Below are 18,362 nucleotides of genomic sequence, written 5' to 3' on the forward strand. Positions count from 1 at the left end.
TCCATGGTCCGCTCTATGCGGTTCTTTGATCGGGGCAGCGGCGATCATGGGTTACTGGCGTGAACCGCGAACATTCCGCAGCGACCCTCCCGTAACGGCAGCGCTTGAGCGATTGCGCTTCATGCCCGTTCCCGTGGCCGGCGCGCCGCCGGAAGTTTATTTCGCTCTCGGCAGGCCGTTCGAAAACGGTGCTTATGATCTTTCCCAGGGAAAACGCCTCTATTCATGGTTCGGATGCCCGGCTTGCCACGGTGAAGGCGAAGGCGGCAAAGGTCCATCGTTTCTCGACGGTCAATGGATTTATGGACCATCCATGGTCTCTGTCGCGGCGTCGATCAGGGATGGCCGGCCGCACGGCATGCCGCCTTTCCGCGCCAAGATGACGACTGAAGAGATCTGGCAGCTTGCGGGATATGTGAGAACCATCGGGGCCTATTCGCCATCGGTGGCGGCCCCGGCCCGCAATGACGACCGTCAGACCCGTCCGGCTGAGAACCGGGCGCCTGCTGCCATCCTCTTCAACGAAGGGTCGGCGTGGAAAAGACCGGAGGAGCCGGTGCCTTGAAGATCGTCGCCGCTCTCCTTGCTGTCCTTACCCTGCTTTCGGGGTGCGGCGACGTTCAGTCGGTGCTGAACGCTGCAGGGCCGTCAGCGTCGATGTTGAAGCACCTGATCCTCTTCATCGTGGCGGTGAGCCTCGTCGTGTGGCTGGCAGTGATCGCGATCCTGATCCTGTCTCTCGTCAGAAGTCGGCGGATCGCGGCGCAGGACGAGGGGGCAAGCGGCAGGCGATTGCAGCTTTTCGTCACGGGCGCGGTCATGATGACGGTTTTCGTTGTCGCCGGCCTGACGCTAGCGAGCTTTCTTGCAACGCGGGCCATCAGCTTCACCGGCGAGGCAGACTTGACGATACGTGTTCGCGCCCAGCAATGGTGGTGGCAGTTCATATACGAAAGTGCCACGCCGGATGGCGGTTTTCAGACCGCCAACGAAATGCACATTCCGGTCGGGCGGAATGTCCGGGTCTTGCTCGAAAGCCCGGATGTAATTCATTCCTTCTGGGTGCCCAGCCTTGCCGGCAAGATGGACCTCGTTCCGGGACGGGAAAATACGCTTGTGTTTCGCGCTGACAGGGCGGGTGTTTATCGGGGCCAATGCGCGGAGTTCTGCGGCCTTCAGCACAGCCACATGGCTTTCATGGTCATGGCCGATGACGAGGCGTCCTATCGCCGGTGGGCCAATAAGCAGAAGGCGGAGGCCGCCATGCCACAGGACGCAGATGCTCTGGCCGGGAAGGCCGTGTTCCTGCGCAAGCAATGCGCCGCCTGCCATACCGTCAGGGGAACGCCGGCCGCCGGCACCAACGGGCCTGATCTTACCCATGTCGGCAGCCGCCGGACGATCGGCGCAGGCCTGCTGGAGACCACACGCGGCTCGCTTGCCGCATGGATCGCCGATCCACAGACGTTGAAACCGGGCAACAACATGCCGCTGGTGCCGCTCACCGGGGAAGAGTTGCGGCAGGTTTCCGCCTATATGGAGGGGCTCGACTGATGGCGAGAAAACAGGCCTCCGTCCTCATGGATACCGATCTGCCGGTTCCCGACATGGAGAGCGCGCTCGAAAAAACATGGGGGTCGAGCCGCGGTTTCTGGGGCGCGATTGGTACTGTCGACCACAAGGTGGTAGCCCGGCGATATATTGTCACGGCCTTCGTGTTCCTGATACTCGGCGGCCTGCTTGCTCTCGTCATGCGCCTGCAGCTGGCAACGCCCGAAGCGCGTTTTATCGACCCGGACCGGTACAATCAGATATTCACCATGCATGGCGCGAACATGATGTTCCTCTTCGCCGTGCCGGTCATGGAGGCGATGGCAGTTTATTTCGTGCCATTGATGGTCGGGACGCGCAACATCGCCTTTCCCCGGCTGAACGCCTATTCCTACTGGGTATTCCTTGTGGGCGGGCTGCTTCTCTGGGTCTCGTTCGTGCTGGACAGCGCGCCTGATGTCGGCTGGTTCGCCTATGTGCCGCTCGCGGGTCCGGAATATGGCGCCGGCAAACGCGCCGACATATGGGCTCAGATGATAACCTTTACGGAGCTTTCCGCGCTCTCCATTGCGGTGGAAATCGTGGTGACGGTTTTCAAGCAGCGCGCTCCCGGCATGTCGCTCGATCGAATTCCGCTTCTCGTCTGGGCAATGGTGGTCATGGCCTTTCTCGTCATCATCGCCATGCCCGCGATCATGTTCGCCAGTTCCACGATGATCATGGATCGTCTCGTCGGCACCCATTTTTACAATCCGGCCGAAGGAGGGGACGTGCTCCTGTGGCAGCATGTCTTCTGGTTTTTCGGACATCCGGAGGTCTACATCATCTTCCTGCCGGCTGTGGGCATGGTCTCCACCATCCTGCCCGCCTTTGTCGGCCGGCCGATATTCGGTTACATGCCCATGGTCATGGCGCTTGTCGCAACCGGTGTCCTGTCTTTCGGTCTCTGGGTGCATCACATGTTTGTGGCTGGCCTGCCGAAACTCGGAGAAAGTTTCTTCACTGCCTCCAGCATGGCGATTTCCGTGCCGGCCGGCGTGCAGATATTCTGCTGGCTGGCAACATTGTGGGCCGGGCGGCCGGTTTTCAAGACCCCGCTTCTTTTCATCATCGGCTTCATCGTCACCTTTGTCATCGGCGGTCTGACGGGCGTCATGGTGGCGTCCGTGCCCTTCGACACACAGGTTCACGACACCTATTTCGTGGTCGCGCATTTTCACTACGTCCTGATCGGGGGCGCCGTTTTTCCCCTGATCGGAGCCGTCTATTACTGGTTTCCAAAAATGACGGGGCGGATGATGAGCGAAACGCTCGGCCGCATCAGCTTCTGGCTGATCTTCGTCGGCTTCCACCTGACGTTTTTTCCAATGCATATTCTCGGTCTGCAGGGAATGCCGCGACGCATCTATACCTACCAGCCGGAGATGCCATGGGCGGGCCTCAACCTCTTCGTGAGCCTCAGCGCCGTCGTGCTGGCGACAGGTTTTCTCGTCTTTTTCATCGATATCGTCCGAAGCTTTGCCAAAGGCCGTCCCGCCGGGGACAATCCCTGGGGCGCCGCCACGCTGGAATGGGCAACCGCCTCTCCGCCGCCGCCCTTCAATTTCCGCTCCATACCCGTGGTGGGTAGCCGCGATCCACTGTGGGAGAACACCGGAGAACTGCCTGTTGTCGCGGGGATGCGGGTGGATCGCCGTGAAATTCTGGTCACCAGCGTCGTCGAGGCGCTGCCCGAAGCCCGCGAGGCTTCCCCGACGGACTCCGTGTGGCCGTTCTGGGCGGCCATCGCAACGTCCATCATGCTCATCTGGTCCATGTTCTCGCCCTGGGCAGTCGTCTGGGGATCGATCCCGATTGCTGTAGCGCTGATCGGCTGGTTCTGGCCGAAAGGAATGGTGGAGGAGGAAGCATGAAGGAACGTGTCGCGCTCGATGTCTCCAAGCTGCCGATGTCCGGCAACGGCACCGCCAGCCCCACATGGTGGGGAACCTGCGCCTTCATGCTGATCGAAGGAACGGGCTTCGCGCTCGCGGTCGCCGTTTATTTCTACCTGATGAGCCTGGCACCACGATGGCCGATCGACGCCCCGCCGCCGGATCTTTCAGCCGGCACGGTGCTGACAGCGCTGCTTGTCGTCAGCGTCGTTCCGAATGTCCTCGTCAGTCGCTGGGCCAGGCAGAGGCGGCTTGTTCACGTCCGTTTCGGTTTAGTCGTCATGTCCTCCATCGGCTTTGTCCTGTTGGCGGTGCGCGCCTTTGAGTTCCCAGCCCTCCAGGTGAAGTGGGATGACAATGCCTATGGATCGATCGTGTGGACGATCCTCGGACTGCACACGACCCATATTCTGACCGACCTCATCGATACCATCGTCCTGACCTGCCTGATGTTTACCCGGCATGGCGACAGCGCCCGCCGTTACGGCGATGTGGAGGACAACGCGCTCTACTGGAATTTCGTCGTCGTGACCTGGCTTCCGCTTTACGCCTGCCTTTACTGGATACCACGGCTATGACCCTAAAAACCCTCGATATTGCCGGACTGTTCGGCGCTCCCCTGATCTGGGCGTTCAACACGCAGCTCGGCCAGATCTTGCCGGCGGTCGATTGCGGCAGCCGGACGGGCTTTACAGCTGTCGCTGCCTTCCTCTCTGCCGGGATTGCGGTTACCTGCGGCGTTCTTTCGGAAAGGGGCCGGAGTTTTACGGCATCGCGAATGGCGATGTTCCTGATGTCTTTGGGCGTCCTCGTCGCGCTGGTTTTTGCCTTCGCACTCCTTCTTCAGGGGGCAGCGACATTGCTGCTGAACCCATGCGCGCGCTGACACTGATCTTTCTGTTGCTGGTCAGCGCCGGGCCGCTCTCGGCCCATGAGGGGGAGGCGCATCCGACGGCGCTGATGTGGACTTTCGATGGCTGGATCATCGGACCGCTGCTTGTCGCAGCCAGCCTTTTCAGTACCGGTTTTTTTCGGCTGCGGAGACGGTCGGGCACCAGCCGGTGGATGGCGAGGTCCGCCTTCGCCTTTTCCGGCGGCTGGCTTGTTCTGGTTGCTGCACTTGTCTCTCCGATCCATTCCATGGGCGAGCACCTGTTTACGTTCCACATGATAGAGCACGAGATGGTAATGGCGGTTGCCGCGCCGCTGATCGTTCTGGCGCGCCCCGTCGGTATCCTTCTCTGGAGTATGCCGCGCATGATTCGTCGTCGTATGGCTGCGGTGATGACCGACAGGCGCGTGCGGGCCAGCTGGAATGTTCTTGCCGGCGGGGCTGTGGCAACATCACTGCACGGGCTTGCCATCTGGGGCTGGCATGCGCCTGCGCTGTTCGATGCGACGGTGAGCAACGTGCCACTGCACCGGATACAGCATCTCTTTTTCTTTCTGACCGCGATCCTGTTCTGGTGGGCAGTTTTCTGGCGCGCGGACCGGGGGCTTGCGGCCTGGCACCTGTTTGTCACGATGATGCATACCAGCATTCTCGGCGCCCTGATCGCGCTGGCGCCACAGGTGATTTACGTGGCCCAGACCCGAGACGCGCCGGCATGGGGCCTGACGCCCTTCGAGGACCAGCAGCTTGCCGGTCTCCTGATGTGGGTGCCTGGCGGTGTCATCTATGCCGGGGCGGCGCTCGCGATGCTGGCGATGTGGATTTCCCGGTCGGGCAGGGAGGACCGATATGGCGCGTCCCTTCTCTAGAACCGGCCTTATACTCGTTGCGGTGCTTTCGGCGGCGCTTGCCACGGGCATTGCGGTCGCAATCGTCAAGAACGTGTCACAGCGCGGCGCCGTTGCCACGGCAATCACTGGCGGTGATGCGCGTCTGGCGCCGGGGATTTTCCGGCGCTACGGCTGCACGGGCTGCCACGCGATCCCCGGCGTTGCCGGTGCGGACGGGAAGGTGGGGGGCGAACTACGTTCACTTCGCCAGCGGGTCTATATCGGTGACGGCCTCAACAACACACCGGACAACCTCATTCGCTGGATCGTCTCGCCGACGCATTTTTCGCGGCAGAGCGCTATGCCCGAAACCGGTATCACCGAGGCCGAAGCACGCCATGTCGCGGCCTATCTTTATGCTCACTGACGGGTCACGGATGCGGGGTTTGCCTTGCCGGCAGGGCCTTGATGTAGCGGGCAATCGCGTCGCGATCTTCCTGTGGCAACTGCGAAAGATTGGCGACCACGTCCACCATTGCGGACCCGACATGTCCGTCCTGTGGCGTCTGGCCTGTTGCGAGCATGGTAGAGATGTCGGTCTGCGTCCACCCGCTGAGACGTGCCGGCGTGATGTTTGGCACAAAGCCCGTGCCTTCCGCGTCGGGACCACCAGCGAAACGGGTTTCCGGGCGGATGGCGGCGAAGATATTTCGGCTGGAATGGCATTCGGCACAGTGGGCAAGCGTCTCCGTCAGATAGGAGCCGCGATCAAGAGCGGGATCGCCGGTGATCGCCTGCGGTTTGCCGACCTCGTCAAAGAACAAAAGCTTCCAGACGCCAACGGCACGGCGCAACCTGAAGGGTGGCCACAGATCATGCGGCGACGCTTTGCCGGAAACAGGCGGCAGGGTCCGCAGATAGGCGTAAAGGTTTTTTATGTCCTCGATCTTCATTCCCGTATAGCTCGTATAGGGAAAGGCCGGATAATAATGGCGGCCGTCAGGCGATATGCCGGCGACCAGCGCATTTGCGAAATCTTCAACGGTCCAGGAGCCGATCCCGTCGGCAATGTCGGGGGATATATTCGGCGGACGGAAAACGCCGAAGGAGGAGGAAAGCGCCAATCCGCCTCCGAGCACGAGCGAGTCCGGCTGTCCCGGCGTGGCATGGCAGGACCCGCAGCTTGCAGCCAGAAATACCAGTCTTCCCTGCTGCGGATCGCCGGGCGATGATCCGATGTCGTTCGGTCCGAAGACCGGCTTCGGCGTGGTCAGAAGCCAGGCTCCCAGGCAGGCCGCCGCTGCGAGACACCATATCAACAGCCGGCCTGCCTGAACCGACAGATGAAAACCGGGAGTCTCGCGAACCATCATCGGAAAGGTCCATCGTCAGAGCATACTTTTATGATTGCGCCGGGGTCCGGCCGCACGGCTGATCCGCCGCTATCGAACTTCGCATGCCGTTTGTGGTTCCCGCGCGATCATATTGCCAGTCATGGCCGCCGTTCGGGAACAACCGGAGCCGACTGTGGTTAGGCCGGCATGTTCAATCCCCATGGAGGTCGGCACGTGGACCCGGAAACTGATCACGAGACCTGCAACAGCCTGAACATAGAGGCCGCAACCCCCAAGGTGGTCAAAATCACCATCGACGGTCGAACGCTCCTCGAAGGCGTGCTGAACACCGGAAGTGTTCTAAGCGTGCAGACGAAGGAGGGCGCCGAGCCGCAATCCATCGAACTGGTTGTCGAGGACCTGGCTCGCTAGCCGCTTCGCGAACACTCGGCGCGGCAAGGGCGCCGCGCCTCTAGCCGCGAAAGTCGCCCTCGTTGCTTTCCCGCTCGTCGTAATTGATGTCCCAGTCTTTTTCCGGCTTTTTTGTGCCTGGTGGCAGCTTGTTGGCGGTTGCGTCGTCCGAGCCGGTGATGACCCTCGGCTTCGCGCTCGCAACGCCGTTATTGGTCGAGGTCTTTTTGCCGGGGGCAAACTGGGGCGCGCTGTCCTTGTGAATCTGCTCGAGCTTGTCTTTCTTCGTCATGGCATCCTCCTGTCTGTCCCTAACCTTTTTGCGCCGATGCTATTCCCTCGAACCATCAGTGCGGAACCGCTTTTTGCTCCCGGGGTTAGAAGGAGAGAGCGGACCGCAGGGTCTGCGCTGCAGGATGTTTTAAAAAAAAGGGGCTTCCGCGATGACCCGATCACAGGACGATGTCAGGCCCGAACCCGGCACCGATGACGCACGCTCGACTGAAAGCGATGAAAGCCGCAAAGACCGTGAAAAGGCGACAGAAAACGCCGAACGCGAAAGGCGCTCCCGGTATGGGCGCGACGAAGACAAGGAGAACAACGATGACGGAATCCGCAACAACCACCGATCATGACACGATACGGAAATGGGCGGAGCAGCGCGATGGCCACCCTGCCAAAGTGGACATCTCGGGCGATGGAGGGATCCTCAGGATCGATTTCGGTGAGCCGGAGGATGCGCTGAAGGCCATATCATGGGACGAGTTTTTTGAAATCTTCGAGGACAGGAAGCTGGCATTCCTTTATCAGGACAGAACGTCGGGCGGCGAGAGCCGCTTCAACAAGTTCATTTCACGCTGAGGGAGAGGCGAGTGAGCGACGAAACGGTATCGAGTATCCCGAACCGGGCACAGCAGCAAAAGGCATATCGGTTCTGGGCCCCGGTTTATGACCGTGTCTACGGCTTCTTTCTCAAGCGGGCGCAGATGGAGTTGGCCAGATGTGTGGGTGGTGCCGGTCGCGACATTCTCGAAATCGGCGTCGGCACGGGGCTGGTCCTTCCGCTTTATCCTCCGGCCAGCAACGTGACCGGGATCGACATTTCAGCGGACATGCTCCGGAAGGCCAAAACAAAGGTGGCAGGCGGTTCACTGCCGCATGTGAAGGCACTGCATGTGATGGATGCCTGCGAAACCACGTTTCCGGATGCGTCCTTCGACGTGATTTCGCTGCCCTTCGTCATCACGCTCATTCCCGATACCGGCCGGCTGCTTTCCGAATGCGCCCGAGTGCTGAAGCCGCGTGGCGAGATCGTCATCGTCAGCAAGATCACCGACAGCAGCGGCGCAGTTCGCCGCATAGAACAGATCGTCTCGCCGGTGGCCCATAACATCGGGCTCAGTTCGGCATTTCGTCTGGACGGGATTGAGGACTGGTTACGCCGCAACCCGTCATTCCATCTGACGGAAAACAGGACGATCCCCCCAACCGGGTATTTTCGTCTGCTGCGTCTTTCCCGCTCGTCGCCGGAGACGTCTGAGAAGGCCGCGTCCCCTTCGGGCCACTAGGACCTCTGGCACCGCCGAAAAAATACGCATTGTACGTTGGCGTACGGCAACCAAGCGGTAGATGGGCCATTTCCCTTCTATGTGAAAGGAAGGACCATGGCCAAACACGCTATAAATGAAGAGTCCGGCCCCGCACTAAGCGAAGCGCAACTTGAGACCTTGCGTATCGGAATTGCCGATCTCGCGCCAGCGCTGACGGCGTTTGCGCGTCGTTTCGTCAGAAATGACGAGGATGTCAACGATCTCGTTCAGGAAACCATGATGCGGGGGCTTCGTTCCCTGCACCGCTTCACCCCCGGAACAGCCCTGAAATCGTGGCTGTTCACCATTTTGCGGAACACCTTCTGTACCCGATACAAGGTCGCAAGGCGCGAATGCGTCGGGCTGCCGGCGGGAATAGAGCAAACGATGTCGGTCCCCGCCAGTCAGGAATGGCGGATGGAGCACGATGAAGTCATGCGCGCAATCCGCGATCTGGATGCGGATCAGAAGAAGGCGCTGCTGCTCGTTGCCGGAGGAACGAGCTACGCCGATGCAGCCTCCATCTGCGGCTGCAGGGTGGGCACCATCAAGAGCCGCGTCAACCGCGCCCGCGAATCCCTGCGGCGCAATCTCGCCTGACATCAGCGGGCTACCGCGAACAGCACACTGTAGCTGCAGGATTTCCCCGTTCGCCCGTCGATGTCGCCAAGCCGGTGGAAGATTTCCCCTTCCACCGGTGGCAGATCCCCCGGAGCATCGGATAAATTGGCCCTGAGCTGCAACCGGCCGGCCGCAAACGCCCAGTCTATGGCAAGCGTTCGCGCAGGTGAACCGAGTGCCGTCCCGCCTCCGAATTCCGAAGCGAGCAGGGGCCAGACATACTGCCGGCGCTTTGCAAGCAATCCCGCAAGGATCTCGCTTGCCCGTCTCCCACCTTCCTCATCGGCCTGACGCCAGTTCAAGGTAGAAAGGAGCCGCGTGCGCACATCATTGGGGTCCTGGACAAGATCGCGCGCGTTTTCGGGAAGAGCTCCCTGAAACATTTCAGCCTGCCGCAACCGCCCTTTTATCGCGGCTTCCCGATCGTGCTTCGGGTGGTCGGAAAAGAAGTAGAAGGGCTGCGTCGATGCGTGGTCGTCGCCCATGAACATCAGCGGCGTTTGGGGGGAGAGCAGGAGAATGCACTCCAGTATATCGAAAAGAGCTGGTTCGAGCAGGGCACGCAGTCTTTCGCCGCAAAGCCGGTTTCCGGCCTGATCGTGATTGTGAAGGAAATTCACGAAGGTTTGCGGGGATAGATGATCGCTGCGTTCGCCGCTCCCCGCAAAGTCCCGGGAAGGGCGCGGATCGCCCTGATAAACGAAGCCGGTCGCAAGCGACCGACGAAGCAGGCTCTCCGGGTTCGAAACGAAATCCTGATAAAGACCGCCATCTTCGCCGGTCGTCATGACGTGGACGACGTGATGAAAGTCGTCGTTCCACTGGGCGTCCACCAGCGGCGGAGCATCTTCTTCGGGCGTCATCGGCTTTGCCGTGTTTCTTGCATCCTCTATGACAAGATACACATGCCTGCCCGTCACCTTGTGCCTGATCGTCTGGGCAAGCTCTGTCAGGAAATCCACCTCGCCGCCGCCGCCGGCCAGATGGTCGGCGGCATCGATCCGCAACCCGTCAAAACGGTAGGTCTGAAGCCAGTAAAGGGCGTTTTGCAGGAAATATGATCGCACATCGGCGCTGTCGAAATCGGGAGCAGGGCCCCAGGGTGTTTCGTTTTTCTGAAAAAAGTCGGGCGCATAAGTTTGAAGGAAGTTCCCCTCCGGCCCGAAATGATTGTAAACCACATCCAGCAAAACCATCATCCCCAGGCCATGTGCCGCGTCTATGAAGGCTTTGAGATCGTCCGGCGATCCATAATCCCGCTGCGGCGCAAATTGCACAACGCCGTCGTAGCCCCAGCCGCGATCTCCCTGAAAACTCGCGAGCGGCATCACCTCAATGACGGTGATGCCGAGTTCAGCCAGTCGTTCCAGCTTCTTTTCGGCTGCCCGGAAAGTCCCTTCTTCCGTGAACGTGCCGATGTGAACCTCGTAGATCACAGCCTCGTGCCACGGCCTGCCGGTCCAGTTCTCATGCCGCCACGCAAAGTCGTGATCGATGATGGTTGACGGGCCGTCCAGGCCGCCTTCCTGCCAATGTGAGGCCGGATCGGGGATTTCACGCCCGTCCGGCAGAACAAAGTGATAGGTGGCGCCGCCACTCACATCCGCTGCAACGGCTTCGTACCAGCCGTTCCCCTCAGACCGCATTTCGTATTCCGCACCGTTTATAACGAGCCTCGGCGCATCAGAACCGGGCGCCCAGATGCGAAAGCGCGCATCTCCTGCAGCATCGAATTGCACGCCCCATTTGCGATATTTCATTGCGTTGAACATTCACGGAACCTCCAGTCAGCCTCGTTTGGTCCTAACCGGATCGCCGTCGGTCGGTTCCTGCCTCCGCACCGGGAATATGCTGATGAAAGGAACAAACGGGTTTGGCCGTCGTTCGCCGTTGAACAGCCAAAACGACGGCTCGGCGGGCATCAGCTTGCCGCCCGATCGCTGACCTGAAGACAGAAAGAGACGGTGACATGACACAGGAAACCGACCTTGCCGACTTTCTCCGCGTGGCAACGGACGACGAATTATTCCACAAGATGCGCGAACTCGAAGCGAAGAGCGAGAAGGAGGGGCTGGAGGAAGTGGAAGCACTGGTGGATTTGACAGCCACGGAGATCGAAAACCGGTTTCCTGGCCAGTCGCTCGCTCCCTATGTCCGCTGGAAACAGGACCGGCTCCTCTGATGCGCGGTAAAGGCGGCGTTTGCCTTATTGTCTGGCCTGCCGCCGCTCGATACGCATTCTCGCAAATGCGTCCGGCAATATGTCGGGAAACGAAAGCGACTCCTGCGGCTCTTTGCTGACGAGCCCTTCAAAAAGCGCCAGATATCGGGCCGCACTCTTTTCCCAGGAAAAGTTGGCACGCATGGCCTGGGCTTGGAGGCGCTTGAAGAGTTCCCTGTTGTTGAACGCAGCGATGGCGCGCTCCAGCGCCGCCCGCAGGTCGTCGATATTTGCCGGTTCGAACTGAAAGCCGGTAGCAACCCCCGCATCTATGGCGGCGTCGTTGGCGTCGATGATCGTCTCGGCCAAACCTCCGGTGCGGCTGACGATGGGTAAGGCGCCATATCGCAATGCGTAAAGCTGGGTCAGGCCGCATGGTTCGAAGCGCGAAGGCTGGATGATGAAATCCGACCCCGCATGGATCATGTGGGCCAGACGTTCGTCATAACCAATATGGGCACAGACCATTTCCGGATATCTTTTCGACAGCTCACGCAGGCCATCTTCCAGTTGCCCGTCTCCTTCTCCGTGAACGATCAGCCTGCCTTTCCGCGCGATGATGAGGGGAACAACATCGAGCAAGAGATCAACGCCCTTTTGCCAGGTGAGGCGGCTCACCACGCCAAATACCGGACCCTGTGTGTGGGCAAGGCCGAGAGCCTGAAGCAGCGCATATTTGTTCAGGCTCCGCCTTGCGACCGTCGCCGACATGAAATTCGCGAGAATGAAGGGATCGGTCGCGGGATTCCAGACATCCTGATCGACGCCGTTGACGATGCCGCGCACACTTTCGCTTCGCGTGCCGAACACGCCATGCATGCCCATGCCGGCTTCCGGTGTCAGGATTTCGCGCGCATAGGTTGGACTGACCGTGGTAACGGCCGATGCGGTCGTCAGGCCGCCCTTCAGAAAAGAGATGTCGCCGTAATATTCGAGGCATTCCACCGTGCAGAGCTCGTCCGGAAGCCCCAGAACTTTTGCGCGCGAAAAAGGATATTGACCCTGAAATGAGAGGTTGTGAATGGTCAGGACGGTCGGCACCTCGCCCGGCGCCGCGTCGGCCAGATAGACACAGGTCAAGGCGGCGTGCCAGTCGTGAACGTGGACGATATCCGGCCTCCACCCGGGGATTGATCCGAGGGCAATGTCCGCCGCGGTTTTGGACAGGACGGCGAAGCGCAGGTCGTTGTCGGGAAACGGGTGGTCCTTTTCGCCGTAGGGATGCCCATCCCGTTCAAAGAGGTCGGGCGCATCGAGCAGCAGCAAATTCTTCTTGTCGGCAACGAGCGAATATATCGTAACGTCCTGTCCCAGCACGCTCCCGGAGAAGCAGGGTTGATGCCCGCCGATGAGGGGACGCAGCTTGCGATAGAGCGGCAGCAGCGTGCGCACCTCCGCACCGAGTTTGGCAAGCGCGTCCGGCAATGCTCCCGTCGTATCGGCCAGCCCGCCGGTTTTGATGAAAGGGAACATCTCGGCCGTGACGGCAAGAATCTGCATGAATGCCTCCGCATTTCGTCGATCTGTCATCGTGAGGAGACGCGGGGCTTTTATTGTTTGCAAAGCCTCTCGCCGCTTTATTGGGTGTGCCGCGTCACGGGGGCGGGCGGCGGCGCTCAGATCAAGGACGGCCGATCCGCAATTCTGCCCTGGCGCCGCGGAACGCTATCGATCCTGCTGATGTCCCTGATGGGTGGTGTTGATTTTTATGTTGGCCTGTCGTCCCGTGCGGGTGGAGGCGTTCTTCTCCTTCGCAGAAGAGGCTTCCTCCGCATTGAGGCGCTCATCGTCGCCCGGGCCCTTGTCCGTCTGGTTGTCTTTCGGAATGGGGAGCGTTTTTCTGGTCATTTTGAACCTCGTTTGGATCTGGTGCTGATCGTTTCGATCGAACGAGTCGAACCCTGCTTCCGAGCGATTGTTCCCGTCCGTTTCGTCGCGGTCGCTAATTTTCCGCGCGGTGTTTTCGAGGCTAGTCGCTGCGCAGGAATTCCTTTCTGCCCTGAAGCCAGTCCTGCGTGCTGACGAGGGTCAATTGTGCCGCGAAACGGCCCCTCAATACCGTCAGCGAGGCATCATGCGTTGCATCGCGTGCGCTGCAGACGGCGTCCTCAAGAAGGAAGATGCGATACCCCAGATCCACCGCCCCCAGCACGGTTGCGAGTACGCAGACATCCGTTTCCCCACCGGAAATGACAAGCGTGCCGACACCTTGGCCTACGAGTTTTCGGTGCAGGCGACCATCCGTCCAGGGGGAATAGGTGGTTTTCAGGAATTCTTCCGCAGGTGGAACGTAGCTCGCGAATTCGCGGACGATATCGGTCATTTCAGGGCGAAGGTACTCGCCCGTCATCATCCACCATTTCTCATAATAACGCCCCCACCGCCCCGAGGCGGCGTCGGCATCCGGCGGTGGGATGAAGCGGGTGAAAATGGTCGTATGCGGCGAGTTCTCAACCACCCGCCCGACGTTGTCGATGATGCGCGGCATCCAGTCCACATGCCATGGCGTCTCTTCCGCAAACATGCGCTGCATGTCGATGCAAAGATGACACCACCGGGGAAAGAGGCCCTCTTCAGAATTCATGGGAATGTCCGAATGATTTGTGGGTCAGCTACCGTCAGCTAACAATCCGGTCCGCCGAAAGTTCCGCCCGCACGGCCGCCTTCGCCCGGGCGCATTGATGACCCAAGGGCCTACGCCCGGCGTTGGCCGGCGCGACTCGTTCTGAAATAAAGCGCCGACATTTCACGGAGCTTGCCGGGATTGACAATGCCGCGATGATACATTTTGAGGACGTAACGGGCGACGTCCTCAACGCAAAGGCTGGGATCGTGCTCTCCGGTCAGGACGCTATCATAAGCCGACTTGACCGTATTGATATCGTCATTCAGGAAGATACCCGAACTCTGATAGGCGCGATAGGCGGACAATCTCACCTCCTTGGCGGCTGCGTTTTGCGAGGCCGAAAAAGGGATCACCTGTCTATCTTATACGGAAAAGAATGGAGGTAAATGGTCGTGACCGTACCGAAGGCGCCGATCTGCCTATAATGCGAGATTATGTCTTCCGGCCACTTCGGGTATCTGCGCATGAAAGCGCGCGAACACCCGCGCACTTTCCTCCTCCGCCAGCCCGTAATATTCCTGCGCATATGTTTCCAGCGCTTCCCGGTCCCTTATGGTGATTTTTGCTCTCTCGGCGCGGATCAGGCGTTCGCTTTCGAGGACGTGCAGGGCGTCCGTCACGCTCGGGCGCCTGACCGCCAGCATCATCGACAGGAAATCGTGGGTCAACTGTAGCTGGTCGCCACGCACGCGGTCGTGACACATCAGGAGCCAACGCGCCAGACGCTGGCTGACCGTGCCTGTGGCGTTGGCGGCGGCCGTGCATTCCACCTGCGTCCTCGCGACGTGCGAGGCGCAGATCACGATGTCCGAGAACATTTGATGTTTCGCCATCAGACTGCGGAAAACCTCCATGTCCATAGCCACCGCCTTGCCCGGCGCCTGAACGATTATCTCGGTCAAGTTCTCCTCCGCGCCGGCGAGTGCGCCGGCGGGTATGAAACCTTCATGTCCGACGATGCCGCTCTCGGTTTTCCGTCCTGATCTCGAAACCATAACGATGGATGCTATGCCCGAGGCGAGAAAAAGCACGCGATCGATGTGCTGACCGGCTGAGAAAAGTTTGTCGCCAAGCGAAAGTGTCAACGATGTCGACGCCTTCAGCACCTCGCTCTGGATTTCCGCATCAAGAAGGGAAAGGAGGAAACCCGTTTCTTCTCGCCTGTTGCTCCGCTCCAGCATAACGCTTTGCCTCGCTAGTGTCTTATGCCCCCTCCCTGCGCAATCAAGGCGGAGACAATGTTGTCTATGTCCTCTGAACGTGCGGAGAGCACAAAAGGTCCCGGTTCGCTCTCAAAGACCGGTCGGGGCACGAAAAACAGGTAGGGAACGGCCTTCTCTTCAAGCTGATCGGTCAGGCGCAGCATGACCTCGGCCTCGTAGCGGACATCGATGATGGCCGCGGAAAACAGCAGCGTATCGTTATTTTCCATAACGTCGGCCGGGTAGGGGCCTATCAGACCGACCTGCGCTCGGGACCAGGCTTTTGCTATTTCCGGTGTGACTGTGTCGGCCGCGCCGATGACCAGTATAGGGAGACGCTTGATAGTCTGCATGCCTTGCTCCTCGCATGCCACCGGCAATGCGTATGTCCATTCAATACTATAATGTCTAACTAACCGTAGTCGGTTCATTCGATTTCATCAAATATATGCGAGACGGCACTACTGTGTAGTTCCGAACATGCACCGACGATGAACGCGGCACGTCTGGATGCGCTTTTTCAGGTCTTTTCAGCCAGAGCGGAACAATTGCGGGCACGCGGGGTTCGGGGCGTCGTTCACTCAAGGAGACGTAAATGGCTAGTCAAAAAACGCTCGACGATCTGTTTCTGGATGGCCTGAAGGACATCTATTATGCGGAAAAACAGATACTCAAGGCCTTGCCGAAAATGGCGCGCGCCGCGCAGCTCGAAGAGGCGAAACAGGGTTTCCTGCAGCACCGGGATGAGACGCAAGGCCAGATCGAGCGTCTGGAGCGCGTGTTCGAAATCATCGGCAAGAATGCGCGCGGCAAGACGTGCGAGGCCATTCAGGGCATTATTGCGGAAGCCGAGGAAATCATCGAATCCTTCAAGGATTCGCCGGCGCTGGATGCGGGCCTGATTGCCTCCGCGCAGGCCGTCGAACATTACGAGATTGCCCGTTATGGCACTCTGGTGGCGTGGGCGGGCCAGCTGGGCATCGACGAAGGCGTTCCGCTGCTTCAGGCAAACCTCGACGAAGAAGGCGCAACCGACAAAAAACTGACGAAACTCGCCGCGACGGTAGCCAACCCGAAAAGCCAGAAAGCGGCCTGACGGAAATAGCGCTGGGTCCGTCTTCCGCATTGTAGGATGCGGAAGTCGACCCGTAAGTGACGGCGCGGGCTGTTTCCGCGTCCGAACCCTGCATGGTCCACGACCGCGTGGCAAATGCCACGGCGATGGAGAAAAAGATGACGACAATTCCGCTGCTCGGCGCATATCCGCTTGAAATTTTTCTGGGCGGCCGCTGCTTCAATGTTTCTGGCGTGGATGAGGCGGTTCGTTTGCTGGAGGAGGAATGGCCTGAAAAGGAAGGCGTCCATTACGCTCGGGCTTTGAGGAGTTGCCGCCTGGCCATGTTGAGAAACGGCTCTTCGGCGGTTGCGAGAGAGCATTTGATTGCAGCATGCCTGGAGGCCGGTATTCCGCTTGGCCCATCGTCAGGTATCGAAAATACTCAGCTGCCGCTCTTTCCGGGGGCGAAAGCTGGCGGCAAAGGGAGTTTGGCGGCCGCGCCCCGCCGCTGAGACCCGGAACAGAAAGCACGAGGACAAGATGGCCGAGCCACGCGACCGCATAAAACCGGAAGAGGACCTCAATCGCCCTGTCAGTGAGGAGTTCGATTCCAAATATTCGCCCGTCGGCGTCGATGACGGTGCCTTTCGCGGACGGAAGCGAACATGGAAGAGGATGATGATCTATGCTTTGGTTATCTTCGCACTGGCTATCGTGATTGCATTATCTTTCCTTGTCGGTACGCATCCTGGCCGCGTATCCTGACAAGTATCCCGCGAGGAGAGGCAGATGAGCGAACGGACAGACGAAAAATCGATCTATTGGACGATTGTCGGCGCCGACACCAATACCAATGAGGGGCTGGCGCGATTGCTTGGCGTCATCCTGGTCTTCATCCTTATCGGCGGCTTTCTCGTCTGGCTGCTGGCCGGCTGAACCGGCGCCTGGCGGATAGATGGAGCGATGCCGTCCGGCATCTTTTTCGGACGGCATCCATACCTTATCCCTTAAAATTTTCCAGTGACCAAGTCCCGGCCTTCAATCGAGACCGGCGTGTTTATTTCCCCGCGCCTGCGTTTTAAGGGAATGTCCACCTGGTAAGGCGCGGCGACTGTCAGCCGGAACGCTTCACCGTTTCGGCGCGATACCGCCCGGTCGGTCGCCATCACGTCCGTCGTCGAGTGACGCAGTGGCATGGCTTCGTCCACCAGGATGAAGTCCATGTGCCGCGCCTTCGCCGATGTCACCGCGAGATAACGGCTTGGATAAACAGCCTCCATGACACTGCCGACCAGAACGGCCCAGCCATTTTCATGTGCCATGATCTCACATTCGATCTTCTTCTTCATTGCCATCAATCCTCCCTTTCGGCAGTGCCTAACCACGCTTGAAGAAGCTTGTTCCCGCGGCTGGAAATGATTGCTGCCAGCAGACCGCTTATTCTGCCGCCGCCAGAAATTTCCTTATCTTGCGCAGATCGGCGACGAAGGCCTGCCGTTGTAGTCGCGCCTCGTCGCGGTCGCGAAGGCGCAGCAGGTAGGAAGGATGAATGGTCACGAGAAGGCGTGTTCCGCCAGGGGTGGCGGAGAGATGCCCCCGCTGCGCGGTCACTCCGCTGGTACGGCCGGTGAGCGAATAAAAAGCCGTCGCGCCCATGGCGACGATCAGCTCTGGTTTGAGTAACCGCAGTTCCGCTCCCAGCCACCACGCGCAGCGCTGCACTTCCCCGCTGTTGGGGCGCGCATGGAGCCGCCGTTTGCCCCTTTGTTCAAACTTGAAATGCTTGACGGCATTGGTGACATAACATTGCGAGCGATCGACGTCTGCTTCCTGCAGGCACGCGTCGAGCAGCCGGCCGGCCGGGCCGACAAATGGATGGCCCTTCAGGTCTTCGTCATTGCCGGGCTGTTCGCCGACAAGCACGACGCTTGCATCGTTTCTGCCCTCGCCAAAAACCAGCTGGGTGGCATTCTTGTAAAGATCGCAACGTTCGCAGCCTTCGGCCTGCCTGTGCAATGCTGCGAGTGAAGGCGCATCGGCATGATCGGGCTGAAAGGCCGGTGGGGGGCGGTTCTTGCGGGCTGCGGTCGGCAC

The 18,362-nt window shown here is 59.7% G+C and carries 28 protein-coding genes; 17 read left to right on the forward strand and 11 right to left on the reverse strand.

Annotation, left to right across the window (positions count from 1 at the left end; translation table 11 throughout):
* Positions 1–46 precede the first annotated feature (46 nt).
* The 7 genes from BTN45_RS23725 to BTN45_RS23755 are packed head-to-tail and all read left to right on the forward strand — an operon-like array spanning position 47 to position 5,634.
* Positions 47–565, forward strand: coding sequence for a cytochrome c (locus BTN45_RS23725; RefSeq protein ID WP_107340418.1), 519 nt, complete (start codon positions 47–49; stop codon positions 563–565).
* A complete protein-coding gene (gene coxB / locus BTN45_RS23730) occupies positions 562–1,554 on the forward strand; it encodes a cytochrome c oxidase subunit II (protein ID WP_207591455.1) in 993 nt (330 codons plus the stop codon). The genes BTN45_RS23725 and coxB overlap by 4 nt, the downstream gene beginning before the upstream one ends.
* Positions 1,554–3,464: a cytochrome c oxidase subunit I gene (gene ctaD, locus BTN45_RS23735; RefSeq protein ID WP_207591457.1), complete on the forward strand. Its 1,911-nt coding sequence runs from the start codon at positions 1,554–1,556 to the stop codon at positions 3,462–3,464. The genes coxB and ctaD overlap by 1 nt, the downstream gene beginning before the upstream one ends.
* Complete coding sequence (locus BTN45_RS23740; RefSeq protein WP_207591465.1) at positions 3,461–4,063, forward strand: cytochrome c oxidase subunit 3; 603 nt, start codon at positions 3,461–3,463, stop codon at positions 4,061–4,063. Before ctaD ends, BTN45_RS23740 begins: the two co-directional genes overlap by 4 nt.
* A complete protein-coding gene (locus BTN45_RS23745; RefSeq protein ID WP_207591467.1) occupies positions 4,060–4,371 on the forward strand; it encodes a hypothetical protein in 312 nt (103 codons plus the stop codon). The genes BTN45_RS23740 and BTN45_RS23745 overlap by 4 nt, the downstream gene beginning before the upstream one ends.
* The gene (locus tag BTN45_RS23750; RefSeq protein ID WP_207591469.1) at positions 4,359–5,246 is read left to right on the forward strand and encodes a cytochrome c oxidase assembly protein; all 888 of its coding nucleotides are present in this window, start codon (positions 4,359–4,361) and stop codon (positions 5,244–5,246) included. Before BTN45_RS23745 ends, BTN45_RS23750 begins: the two co-directional genes overlap by 13 nt.
* Positions 5,227–5,634: a cytochrome C gene (locus BTN45_RS23755; RefSeq protein WP_207591471.1), complete on the forward strand. Its 408-nt coding sequence runs from the start codon at positions 5,227–5,229 to the stop codon at positions 5,632–5,634. Before BTN45_RS23750 ends, BTN45_RS23755 begins: the two co-directional genes overlap by 20 nt.
* A gap of 4 nt (positions 5,635–5,638) precedes the next feature.
* On the opposite strand, the gene BTN45_RS23760 is transcribed toward BTN45_RS23755, so the two are convergent.
* Complete coding sequence (locus BTN45_RS23760) at positions 5,639–6,580, reverse strand: cytochrome c (RefSeq protein WP_246751727.1); 942 nt, start codon at positions 6,578–6,580, stop codon at positions 5,639–5,641.
* A gap of 195 nt (positions 6,581–6,775) precedes the next feature.
* Here BTN45_RS23760 and BTN45_RS23765 point away from each other — a divergent pair, with 195 nt between their 5' ends.
* Positions 6,776–6,973: a hypothetical protein gene (locus BTN45_RS23765; protein ID WP_022563908.1), complete on the forward strand. Its 198-nt coding sequence runs from the start codon at positions 6,776–6,778 to the stop codon at positions 6,971–6,973.
* Positions 6,974–7,013: 40 nt separating this feature from the next.
* Here the strand turns inward: BTN45_RS23765 and BTN45_RS23770 are convergent, their stop codons facing one another.
* On the reverse strand, positions 7,014–7,244 hold the full coding sequence (locus BTN45_RS23770) for a hypothetical protein (RefSeq protein WP_004444504.1): 231 nt from the start codon (positions 7,242–7,244) through the stop codon (positions 7,014–7,016).
* Positions 7,245–7,395: 151 nt separating this feature from the next.
* On the opposite strand from BTN45_RS23770, the gene BTN45_RS23775 reads away from it, so the two are divergent.
* From BTN45_RS23775 to BTN45_RS23790, 4 genes are all read left to right on the forward strand, one after another.
* Positions 7,396–7,587: a hypothetical protein gene (locus BTN45_RS23775; RefSeq protein WP_004444502.1), complete on the forward strand. Its 192-nt coding sequence runs from the start codon at positions 7,396–7,398 to the stop codon at positions 7,585–7,587.
* Complete coding sequence (locus BTN45_RS23780; RefSeq protein ID WP_112552857.1) at positions 7,556–7,813, forward strand: hypothetical protein; 258 nt, start codon at positions 7,556–7,558, stop codon at positions 7,811–7,813. The genes BTN45_RS23775 and BTN45_RS23780 overlap by 32 nt, the downstream gene beginning before the upstream one ends.
* An 11-nt stretch (positions 7,814–7,824) precedes the next feature.
* On the forward strand, positions 7,825–8,520 hold the full coding sequence (locus BTN45_RS23785; RefSeq protein ID WP_207591474.1) for a class I SAM-dependent methyltransferase: 696 nt from the start codon (positions 7,825–7,827) through the stop codon (positions 8,518–8,520).
* Between the two features lie 96 nt (positions 8,521–8,616).
* Entirely contained in the window at positions 8,617–9,141 is a 525-nt protein-coding gene (locus BTN45_RS23790) for a sigma-70 family RNA polymerase sigma factor (RefSeq protein WP_004444493.1), read from the forward strand.
* A 2-nt stretch (positions 9,142–9,143) separates the two neighbouring features.
* Here the strand turns inward: BTN45_RS23790 and treZ are convergent, their stop codons facing one another.
* A complete protein-coding gene (treZ, locus tag BTN45_RS23795) occupies positions 9,144–10,934 on the reverse strand; it encodes a malto-oligosyltrehalose trehalohydrolase (protein ID WP_207591475.1) in 1,791 nt (596 codons plus the stop codon).
* Between the two features lie 197 nt (positions 10,935–11,131).
* Between treZ and BTN45_RS23800 the strand changes: the two genes are divergently transcribed.
* Complete coding sequence (locus BTN45_RS23800; protein ID WP_044458872.1) at positions 11,132–11,344, forward strand: hypothetical protein; 213 nt, start codon at positions 11,132–11,134, stop codon at positions 11,342–11,344.
* Positions 11,345–11,368: 24 nt separating this feature from the next.
* Here BTN45_RS23800 and glgA read toward each other — a convergent pair whose 3' ends face one another.
* From glgA to BTN45_RS23830, 6 genes are all read right to left on the reverse strand, one after another.
* Complete coding sequence (gene glgA / locus BTN45_RS23805; protein WP_207591476.1) at positions 11,369–12,883, reverse strand: glycogen synthase GlgA; 1,515 nt, start codon at positions 12,881–12,883, stop codon at positions 11,369–11,371.
* A gap of 165 nt (positions 12,884–13,048) precedes the next feature.
* The gene (locus BTN45_RS23810; RefSeq protein WP_006700478.1) at positions 13,049–13,231 is read right to left on the reverse strand and encodes a hypothetical protein; all 183 of its coding nucleotides are present in this window, start codon (positions 13,229–13,231) and stop codon (positions 13,049–13,051) included.
* A gap of 121 nt (positions 13,232–13,352) precedes the next feature.
* The gene (locus BTN45_RS23815; protein ID WP_207591479.1) at positions 13,353–13,967 is read right to left on the reverse strand and encodes a cysteine hydrolase; all 615 of its coding nucleotides are present in this window, start codon (positions 13,965–13,967) and stop codon (positions 13,353–13,355) included.
* A gap of 110 nt (positions 13,968–14,077) precedes the next feature.
* On the reverse strand, positions 14,078–14,314 hold the full coding sequence (locus BTN45_RS23820; protein ID WP_207591481.1) for a hypothetical protein: 237 nt from the start codon (positions 14,312–14,314) through the stop codon (positions 14,078–14,080).
* Between the two features lie 114 nt (positions 14,315–14,428).
* A complete protein-coding gene (locus tag BTN45_RS23825) occupies positions 14,429–15,190 on the reverse strand; it encodes a Crp/Fnr family transcriptional regulator (protein ID WP_207591483.1) in 762 nt (253 codons plus the stop codon).
* A 14-nt stretch (positions 15,191–15,204) separates the two neighbouring features.
* A complete protein-coding gene (locus BTN45_RS23830; protein WP_207591484.1) occupies positions 15,205–15,564 on the reverse strand; it encodes a hypothetical protein in 360 nt (119 codons plus the stop codon).
* Between the two features lie 242 nt (positions 15,565–15,806).
* Between BTN45_RS23830 and BTN45_RS23835 the strand changes: the two genes are divergently transcribed.
* From BTN45_RS23835 to BTN45_RS23850, 4 genes are all read left to right on the forward strand, one after another.
* Entirely contained in the window at positions 15,807–16,307 is a 501-nt protein-coding gene (locus tag BTN45_RS23835; protein ID WP_004444481.1) for a ferritin-like domain-containing protein, read from the forward strand.
* Positions 16,308–16,399: 92 nt separating this feature from the next.
* The gene (locus BTN45_RS23840) at positions 16,400–16,780 is read left to right on the forward strand and encodes a DUF982 domain-containing protein (protein ID WP_207591485.1); all 381 of its coding nucleotides are present in this window, start codon (positions 16,400–16,402) and stop codon (positions 16,778–16,780) included.
* A 28-nt stretch (positions 16,781–16,808) separates the two neighbouring features.
* Positions 16,809–17,033 carry a hypothetical protein gene (locus tag BTN45_RS23845; RefSeq protein WP_004444479.1) on the forward strand — a complete coding sequence of 75 codons (225 nt, stop codon included), beginning with the start codon at positions 16,809–16,811 and terminating at the stop codon, positions 17,031–17,033.
* 24 nt (positions 17,034–17,057) lie between these two features.
* A complete protein-coding gene (locus BTN45_RS23850) occupies positions 17,058–17,204 on the forward strand; it encodes a hypothetical protein (protein WP_004444478.1) in 147 nt (48 codons plus the stop codon).
* Positions 17,205–17,275: 71 nt separating this feature from the next.
* Here BTN45_RS23850 and BTN45_RS23855 read toward each other — a convergent pair whose 3' ends face one another.
* Complete coding sequence (locus BTN45_RS23855; protein ID WP_044458996.1) at positions 17,276–17,617, reverse strand: hypothetical protein; 342 nt, start codon at positions 17,615–17,617, stop codon at positions 17,276–17,278.
* An 88-nt stretch (positions 17,618–17,705) separates the two neighbouring features.
* On the reverse strand, positions 17,706–18,362 hold the full coding sequence (locus BTN45_RS23860) for a UdgX family uracil-DNA binding protein (RefSeq protein WP_246751728.1): 657 nt from the start codon (positions 18,360–18,362) through the stop codon (positions 17,706–17,708).

It is taken from the genome of Rhizobium sp. ZX09 (assembly GCF_017357485.1).
GTDB classification, from domain to species: Bacteria; Pseudomonadota; Alphaproteobacteria; order Rhizobiales; family Rhizobiaceae; genus Agrobacterium; species Agrobacterium pusense.